The 8,217-nt window shown below is 53.7% G+C and carries 7 protein-coding genes; all 7 read right to left on the bottom strand.

Annotated elements, in window-relative coordinates; translation table 11 throughout:
• A partial coding sequence (locus EI545_RS21245) for a ParA family protein (RefSeq protein ID WP_164517424.1) occupies nt 1-265 on the bottom strand: 265 nt, incomplete at its 3' end.
• A 105-nt stretch (nt 266-370) separates the two neighbouring features.
• Nucleotides 371-910 (bottom strand): recombinase family protein, encoded by a 540-nt coding sequence (locus tag EI545_RS21240; protein WP_125327955.1) that lies wholly within the window; start codon nt 908-910, stop codon nt 371-373.
• Nucleotides 911-1,281: 371 nt separating this feature from the next.
• Nucleotides 1,282-2,376, bottom strand: a complete 1,095-nt coding sequence (locus EI545_RS21235; RefSeq protein ID WP_125327954.1) for an MAE_28990/MAE_18760 family HEPN-like nuclease — start codon at nt 2,374-2,376, stop codon at nt 1,282-1,284.
• Entirely contained in the window at nt 2,373-3,626 is a 1,254-nt protein-coding gene (locus EI545_RS21230; RefSeq protein ID WP_125327953.1) for a DUF262 domain-containing protein, read from the bottom strand. The genes EI545_RS21235 and EI545_RS21230 overlap by 4 nt, the downstream gene beginning before the upstream one ends.
• Before the next feature lie 98 nt (nt 3,627-3,724).
• Nucleotides 3,725-5,851 (bottom strand): DNA methyltransferase, encoded by a 2,127-nt coding sequence (locus EI545_RS21225; RefSeq protein ID WP_125327952.1) that lies wholly within the window; start codon nt 5,849-5,851, stop codon nt 3,725-3,727.
• Complete coding sequence (locus EI545_RS21220; protein WP_408019416.1) at nt 5,848-6,672, bottom strand: hypothetical protein; 825 nt, start codon at nt 6,670-6,672, stop codon at nt 5,848-5,850. The genes EI545_RS21225 and EI545_RS21220 overlap by 4 nt, the downstream gene beginning before the upstream one ends.
• Nucleotides 6,673-6,832: 160 nt before the next feature.
• A complete protein-coding gene (gene mobQ, locus EI545_RS21215; protein ID WP_125327951.1) occupies nt 6,833-8,002 on the bottom strand; it encodes a MobQ family relaxase in 1,170 nt (389 codons plus the stop codon).
• Nucleotides 8,003-8,217 lie beyond the last annotated feature (215 nt).

The following is an 8,217-nucleotide window of genomic DNA, read 5'->3' as shown; positions in this document are numbered from 1 at the left end:
GGTCGATGATAAGGTAGTCCGCTTGCGCCGCCATTTCGTCGATCAAGCCCACGGTGTCTTCTATCTGCGGGCGGGCATGAACAGAGAATGGCAGGCTCCTGCCTGCTTCCTCGCGCCCCCTTGCCCATCCAAGGATGTTCGCGTTCGGGTCCAAGTCAAGAATGGCCACGCGACCGCCTGAAAGGGCGATCTGCTCGGCAAGCAACATGGCGGATGTGGTTTTCCCCGATCCGCCCTTCGGGTTTGCGAAGGTGATTACATACATCCGGCGAGAATGGCGCGTGCCATTTATAATGTCAACGTTAAATCTAACCTTATATTTAGCGTTAACTTTAGAGTTATAATTGTGAAGCCGCTTACCTTTGCACCTTCAGGCCCGCCGGATCGTCTTTGCGCTAACTCTAAAAAGCTGCGCTATCTCAGGCAGTGGCCGCAATTCATCGTCCCGCATTCGTCGCACTTCAGTCCTCTGCGCAGTGGATAGGGCAGGGGGCCTGCCACCAACTCGACCGCGCTTTCTGGCGGCTTCCAGCCCTTCTTTTGTCCGCTCAGAAATTCGCTCCCGCTCAAACTGGGCGATGGACGCGAAGACATGAAACACCAGACGCCCGGCGGGTGTGGTGGTGTCGATGTCCTCGGCAAGAGATCGAAAGCCAGCGCCATGCGCCTGGATCGTGTCCACGATGTCGAGAAGGTCGCGCAAGGAACGGGCAAGGCGGTCGTACTTGGTGACAGTGATCACGTCGCCCTGGCGCAACTGATCGAGCAAGCGGTCCAGTTCGGGCCTGCTGCGCGCCGTGCCGGTGATCTTGTCAGCAAAGATCCTCTCGGCACCCGCCGCCTTAAGAGCGTCGAGCTGGCCGTCTAGGTTTTGGTCGTCTGTGCTGACGCGGGCATATCCGATGATCATGCCGCACTGTGCCAAAAACCTCCCAAAACCGCAAAGGTTTTGTCATGGGTTTCTGTCCCGCCTAAGTCCTTGATGCCGGGCGGGGCAGGGAGTTGGGACTAAAACGACCGTTTTTGACTACGAAAGACTATGCTCACCCTAACAATCCTACTGGAATAACCCCAACTTTTCGAGAGCATCCGCTTGCTTCCGCAACTCAATAAGATGTGCCCTCGTTGATAGAAAAAGAGCATCACGAACATCGTTGGACGGCATGCACTCCAATGCGGCGATATGTGCCTCTCCGTGCTGCATGAATCTCATGGTTGCATCAAACAGTGCCCTAAAGCCCTGGCGTTCATCATCAGTCAAGAAAGCACCTCATACTAGATTTAAAGATTGAGCTTTTCCACTACATCCACCGGCAATATGCCATAGCTTGCAGTCTGGCTAGGATTGTACGGAAGTTTGACACCAAAGTTTGCGCCAGGCGCGCCCAAAACCGTCTCAAGCGCCACGTTTCCAACACGCAAGGACAAGGCTTCCCCCCGCCTTACCGGGATATTCTCGTCTGTAGGTAGCATAAAGACCACATCACCAACCCGAATCTCACCAGTTTCCAAAGGAAAACAAACGATATTGCCTTTATACTTATGAAGCGGCACTCCCAATGTGGATGCGCGCGCCTGCTTCACAGCAAGGCGAATCGCGTGATCCTCAAAAATCTCATGAAGCGCTCTACCATACATCCGAAGTTCGGCAATTCTATCTAGTAGAAGTGGGTAGTCTTCAATGTCATCAACGCTGTTTGCTCCATGCGCAATCCGGTTTCGCTTTGCAACCAGATCGTCAACAAATGAAAACGCCGATCTAGCTTCAGCATCTCCCAACGCTGGCTCTAGGCCACCGGTTTTCTCTGAATAGAAAGATTGATAGCTCTGTGAATTCACAAGACGCCTGGGGGACACTACAACACTGATGTTAGCAGAAAGAGTCTTAACTCGGTCAAATGACATATTAGACGTTCGGAGCGTAAAGGCGCGATTATTGAGTTCATACTTAGTCGCACGGATGCGGCACATAGACAAACGACGAACAATCGTATGGGTATCCTCAGGCTCGTGAACGCGGTTCATCTTTATTTCAGAAAGGTAGTCCACAGATAGCTCATGATGCTTTATTCTAATTGCCTCAGGAATATTTCCAAATCGACCACAAATTACTGGCACTAACCGCGCATAAGAAAGTATTAACGATTCAACATACTGCTCCATAGCGCCGTAAAGTGCGATTATAACAGAAATATATTGATACTTTCGCTGAGATGTACGCCCTTTCGCAAGGTCATTGGAAATATCAATAATTTCTGCATGCTCCCCACCGAGGGCAGCAATCTTTGGATACAAAGCTTCGGCACGCTGATATGAGTCTATAAGTGCCGAAACCTCTGAAAGCTCGCTTTCCAGTACGAGAAGATCACTCCTCATGGAAGTTTTGATACAATATAAGTTCGGTACGCCTGCTCGCGCGCCGTGATGTCAGAGGCATTTACGTTACGCCCGCCAAATATCTCGTACTTTTCTTTGTAAAATTCAGCCAGTCCCTCACGAATCTGCTGTGCCGAATTAGTAAGATCAGCCGATCTCTCACGCATTGTGCTAAAAACGAACATTAGCGGCTCATATGCTGCAAGTGTCGGTCGTTGCAACCAATTCCATGTTTCGCTGTCCTCTTTACCACGCTTCCGATAGAGCCAGAACGCTTGTTCACCCAAAACACTCTCTATAAGATTGATGGTCTCCACAAATATGACTGAAAGGGCTGCAATAGTGCCGGGAGAGAATGCTGAATTACCTAACTGTAGGTAGCGATCAAGGAATCGTTTCAGAGAGTCACCAGACTGCCTAACCTGCAACCTTTGTCTGTTCGCAAAGAACCTCAGCACTAGCTCAACATCATACATTGAACGAAAATCATCGTTCTTAAGAAGATCCTCAGGCAGAGTGTAATCTGTTTTGTTCTCTCGCGCCGCTATTTCCTCTGGTGTGGGTTCGGCGATGTTCCACAGTCTGCAGAATGCGGGAGTTCTAGACAGTAACAGGCATGCTTCGTTCAAAGGTCCATTGAACAGAGCATTTCTCGACTCCTGGTGGGACAAGATGACACCACCGCTGTTTAGACGCTCAAAAACAAGCTGCTTTAGTCGCAGCGCCTCGCCCTCGTTCCGCGCCGTTTCTTTGAGAAGAATAATTGAAGAAAGGTAGCGACGGTCAATTCCCTCGCGGACCTTGTCAGGCAACTCTTTGTATCTCTTCCCATTCAGCTCTGACCATTCTGCCAGGCCCGTGAGAGCAAACTGGCCCTTGTAGTATTCACTAATGGCCGTCAACCTCTGAAGGCCGTCCATCACTTCATACTTTGAGAAGTCATATTCGTATAAAAAGACAGGTGGAACGGGCACGTTCATTATCAACGATTCTATTAGTCTGGACTGTTGATCGCGGCTCCATCGATGCCTTCGCTGATACTCCGGAGAAAGCGTATACGAATCACTATCCGCCATAGCAGCGACGGTATTAATCGGGTACCGAGCCTGCTCGGTGACAATCCGAATATCCCCTTTAATGTACTTTTCGTTAATCACCGCATCGGATGGTTTGGCTTTGACACTTTGGTCTTCGGCTGGAAGCTCCAATGCCTCGTCAGGGAGAAGCTGGACTTGGGTCTCTTCTTGCATTCACTTCATCTCCTTGGCGCTCGTATGGGTGCTCGCGGTGTGTGCCGTCGATTCTCTAGAGGTTTATCTTAGAAGTTCCGGCCCTGTACTGGGCGAGGTTATTCTGCCGCTGCAAGACTAGACGCCTCAGGACTGGAAATCGCGTTCATAATTTCCAAAAGGCGCTGCTCGATCTCGTCAAAGCTTAGGCACTCATAACCCGTTGCGATCAACGCCTGGCTTGCTGCAATAACAAAGTAATCGGCACGGGAGAGGAGAAGACCGCCCTCCTCAAGTCTTTTGCTTAGGGCACTTGTTCTCGCTTGGATCGTCTCGAGGCTGTACGAAATCGGTTCGACGGTTGCACGCTTCCGACACACCAAGATGGCATCTAGGCTTATGGGATCCTTTGCCGCGCTTTTAGGGCTGGCTGCGCGTAGTTCTGCATGAACAGGGTGCGCTGCAACTACAGTCATGTCGGCCTGAGCTAAGGCACAATAGATGGCGGCCCATCCCTCTGGCCTAGAATGATGGAAACTAAACGCCAGAACACCATCATCTTTCAGGACGCGGCGGCTTTCGGCGAAAACATAGCCAAGGTGTCTAGAAAACATCTGCGGGTCTTTGTCTTGAACCTCGCCTTCAGCCGAAGAGTCCTCACGTTCAAACCAAGGGTACGATCCTTTGAGAGCAGGGGCCAGCCATGCGAAGAAGAAGTCGCTAAGCTCACTGTAGTGCACAAAATCGAAGTATGGTGGATCCGTGATCACCGCATCGATGGATCGATCTGGGATCGGTAGTGCGGCACTGTTGCCGTTGAGTATGAGCGCGGCGCTACCCTTGACGGCCTCAATCTCTCGCCAGCTTTCTACAAGGCGGGGCGAAATGGGGGCACTGGCGACTACCTTGGATGTACCAGCCTTGGCGCCCAGAAGGTCGCTCTCAAGGCGCAATTCGAAAGGTTCGTTCAGGTATCGTTTGGCACGCAAGAGCCGTGACTCAAATAGTGACATGAAGGTGCCGCTGCTTCGATTGGTTCCCCAGATCGAATTCTCTAAAGGTGTGCGCTCGGGTTTCAAAATGTGATTGGAGAACATGTGCCGAACCGCGCCGGTGCCCTCACCTTTAAAGCTACAGAACAGATTATTGAATTCGAGCGTACTGGAAAACAGGCACAAGAGCTGCTCTCGGATGGCACGGTCTTCCAAACGCATGATGGCCTTGAGGAGTAGGCCCAGACACAGAAGCTGGCGGTCATTGAAGAAGTCTCGCCACGCGTGGTAGTTGTAGCCTCGCGCTTGATCAGTGTTGTGGCCAGCGCGCACAGGAAAGGTTGGGAGCAAGATGTCTTCTGTCCTGAGCCTCTCTGCAGCTTCTGAAAATAGGGAATGATCCTCTTCTTTAGCAGCAACATAGATTTTCGAGCCGTCCGGGCGTAGCGCCATCAGGGCATACAGTCGGTGACGCGGCGGTGCAGAAACAGGCAGGAGACTTTTGATCTTATAAGTTCGACCCCCGCTAGTGGTCAGGTTTTGACCGGCCGCAGGACCCTTCTGCGGGTTAAAATTATGACCACAGTCACCGCAGATGGTCTCTATGGCGTCATAGCGGTCTTGGAAAATAGACCAGCATGCGGGGCAAACGATCTGTGCACGAGGCTTCTTCTTAGGATAGGCATCTTGAGCGAAAACATACCGGGAGAAGAGCGGTACTTCCTCGCCACATGGTGTATCCAGAACCTTAACCCAGAAAGCGTAGAGCACTGGAATCAGCGCTCCTGTTTCAGGGTCTCGCGTTTGGTAATAGCGCCGTATCTCAGGCGCGATCTCAGCCTCTAGCGCTTCGAACGCGCGACGCAAGGCCACTTCCGATACAGGCGTCAGAGCTTGTCGTACCAAGAATGTACTTACAGGGTTGATGTCGCATCCAACGACTTTTGCCCCAAGCTTCAGGCCCTCGCCCAGAGTGGTACCGCTGCCCATGAATGGATCAAGTACGACCTTCCCTGTCAGATTGTGCGTCTTGTAAAAGTCATCCCACATACCCTTCCCGCGCGGACTGAGCGCTGCAAGTGTGATGGCACGGAATACAGAGCCTAATCGCGTAGCCCACCATTTGTGTATATGGTAAAGAGGTCTGTTAATCTCTTTGCGCCAACTCTCCTGCTCAGCAAGCTGGCTGACTTCCAAGATGGGAAAGTCAGTCTCCAAAGCACTGAACACCGCAGGCACCGTGAGATTTTTCATTCGTCATCCCCGATAGCAACGTCCAATAGATCAACCACCGTGGGCTTAGCAGTACTCATGCTGACTGGCTTGTTGGACTGTGTCTTGAGGCGATAGGCGACAAAATGATGCTGTGTTCCTGCACGTGGGTTAGGTATTTTTTCAGCCTTCAGCTCATTAGTGCGTAGGTCAAAGGTGTAGCCCGCAACAAGGGTTGCAGCCTCTGTGCGGATGAGACGACCAACCTCTTGGAAGCGGTCATCTTCTCCGAAGCCTTCAGGTATAATGAGTGTCATCATACCTGTTGTGCCTTGCGTCAGGGCAAAAGGAGTTGGTGCTACATACATTTTCCGATCTCGGATCATGATGTCACCATAGGTACCAAAGCCCTTAACGCTCTTGTTTTTGTGGATGTAGTTATGATCTGCGTTTAGGAAGTCACCGTGGCAGATTACAAGATCAACAACAGGGTACTGCTTCCTACCGTTCTCTTGATCGGCGTAAGGCTTGAGGTCAGCTGGATAGCGCCCAAAAACATAAAAAATATGGCGGCCATTGTGCTCCCCAGTCGGCACCTGGCTGTTGGAGTCATAGTCTCTCTCACGGCCAGGCCAAGCTAGGCCCTTGATCTCATAACCTTCCGTAAACTTCACCAAGCTGAAGTCAGGATATGTGTTTCGTCCAGATCCTTCAAAGTTCAATCCAAGAACACTAAGGCGTGTTTGAAACCAGTTTTGAAAGTGAAACTCTTTATCATTTGCGCTGACAGACTCGATAAGCTCGCCATTGTGAACGGCATCACTACACTGTGCAAAGACATCAAAGCAGGTTGTTTTTTGCATCACATCTTCTCTGTTATTTCCCTGAAGCGTTATTTGGCAATCCATATTTGGATTTCCAAATAACGCGGCTTGAACGCTATCGACAGCATGCCATCCCGTTGACTGCATGGGTGGCTGGCCCTGCCCCGTCAAGAGACGACTTAAAGCTTAGTCGGCTTTGCTACAGCTCCCAACCCAAATCTCTATCGCGTTCGCGCTGCCTTTCCAGTTCAAGCTGACGCTGCTTTTCGCGCTCTACCTCCTGCTTCCGCTGTTCCTGGCGCGGATCGGGTTTCTCCCGGCCAAGTACCTGCTTCAGCCGATCGCGTATCGCGTCCGCTCCGGCTTCATGGCCGGTGCCATCTGCACCCAGATCACGCCCGGCAATGCGCGCCAGCCGCTGCTTGATCTCGTCCTGGTCCAACTCTTTCGCCTGCCGCCCTGCGACGGCGCGCAACGCCGCCAACCCGGCGCTGACATGGCCCTGCCCTTCTTCCCGTGCCTCGGCCCAGGCGTCACGCGCCATTTCCAGCCGTTCGCGCATTTCGGCGAACATCTCCTTAGCTTGGCGAACCGCATGCACCCGTGCCCCCCTCTGGGTCAGAGGTTCGTATTCGCGGCCTTCGGCCTCGGCGGCAAACTGTTCGCGGCGCTCGATGGCATTGGCGGCGGGGCCAAGCTTCAGCTCCGGCTCGCGGTCCAGCTCTTCGGCCTTCACCGTATCGCCCAAGGACAAAGCAACCTCGCGTTGAACCTCTAGGGACCGATGATCGACGCGCTCCTCCTGCCCTGCCAGTTCAAGGGCATGGTTTTGCAGCTCGGCCCAAACGCCGCGCATGGCCTCGATCTCCGGCCCGCCGGTGCTGGCCGCATCGAGAATGCGGGTTTTGTCGGTCAGCCCTTCGGCGGACAAAACGCGGGTGGTAGTCAGAATATGTGCGTGATGGTTGCGTTGATCGCCCTCGCGGTGCGGGGCATGGATCGCCACATCCGCAGCAACGCCATAGCGTGCGACCAGCTGCGCGGCGAAAGCCCGCGTGATCTCGATCCGCGCCGCGTCCGATATTTCGGACGGCAGGGCCAGCTCCCATTCGCGCGCGGTCACCGAATTGGACCGGGTCTCGCGCGCCTCGGCGGCATTCCACAACGCGGCACGGTCCTGCGCCCAGGACGGCGCATCATCGGGGGCGAGAATGAAGCAGGCCTCGACACCGCGCTTTGCGGTGTAGTCGTGCTCGCGCCCTTCCCGCTCGCACGCGATAACCGACGCCGACCGATAAGCCGCCGCCGCCGTGGCGGACCGCCCGGCGCTGCGTTTGACCGTTTTGACCGAGAGGTGGTAGCTGGCCATGGCCGCGCCCTACCGATCCGGTGACGGGCAAAGGCAGGCCGACTGCCGGGCAGGCAAACAGGCAGACAGGCAAACGGGCAGGCTGTCCGCTGGCCATCCGGTCAGGCAGGCCACCGCGCAAACAGGCAGACATGCAGCCATGCCGACAGGCAGGCGGTCATGCTGCCAACGATGCACCCGGCCATTGCCGGGATGGGCCGCAGTTTGCCGGACAA

The sequence above is a fragment of the Tabrizicola piscis genome, from assembly GCF_003940805.1.
GTDB classification, from domain to species: domain Bacteria; phylum Pseudomonadota; class Alphaproteobacteria; order Rhodobacterales; family Rhodobacteraceae; genus Tabrizicola; species Tabrizicola piscis.
The sequence above is the reverse complement of the archived record's forward strand: the minus strand, read 5'-3'. Positions and strand labels throughout refer to the sequence as shown.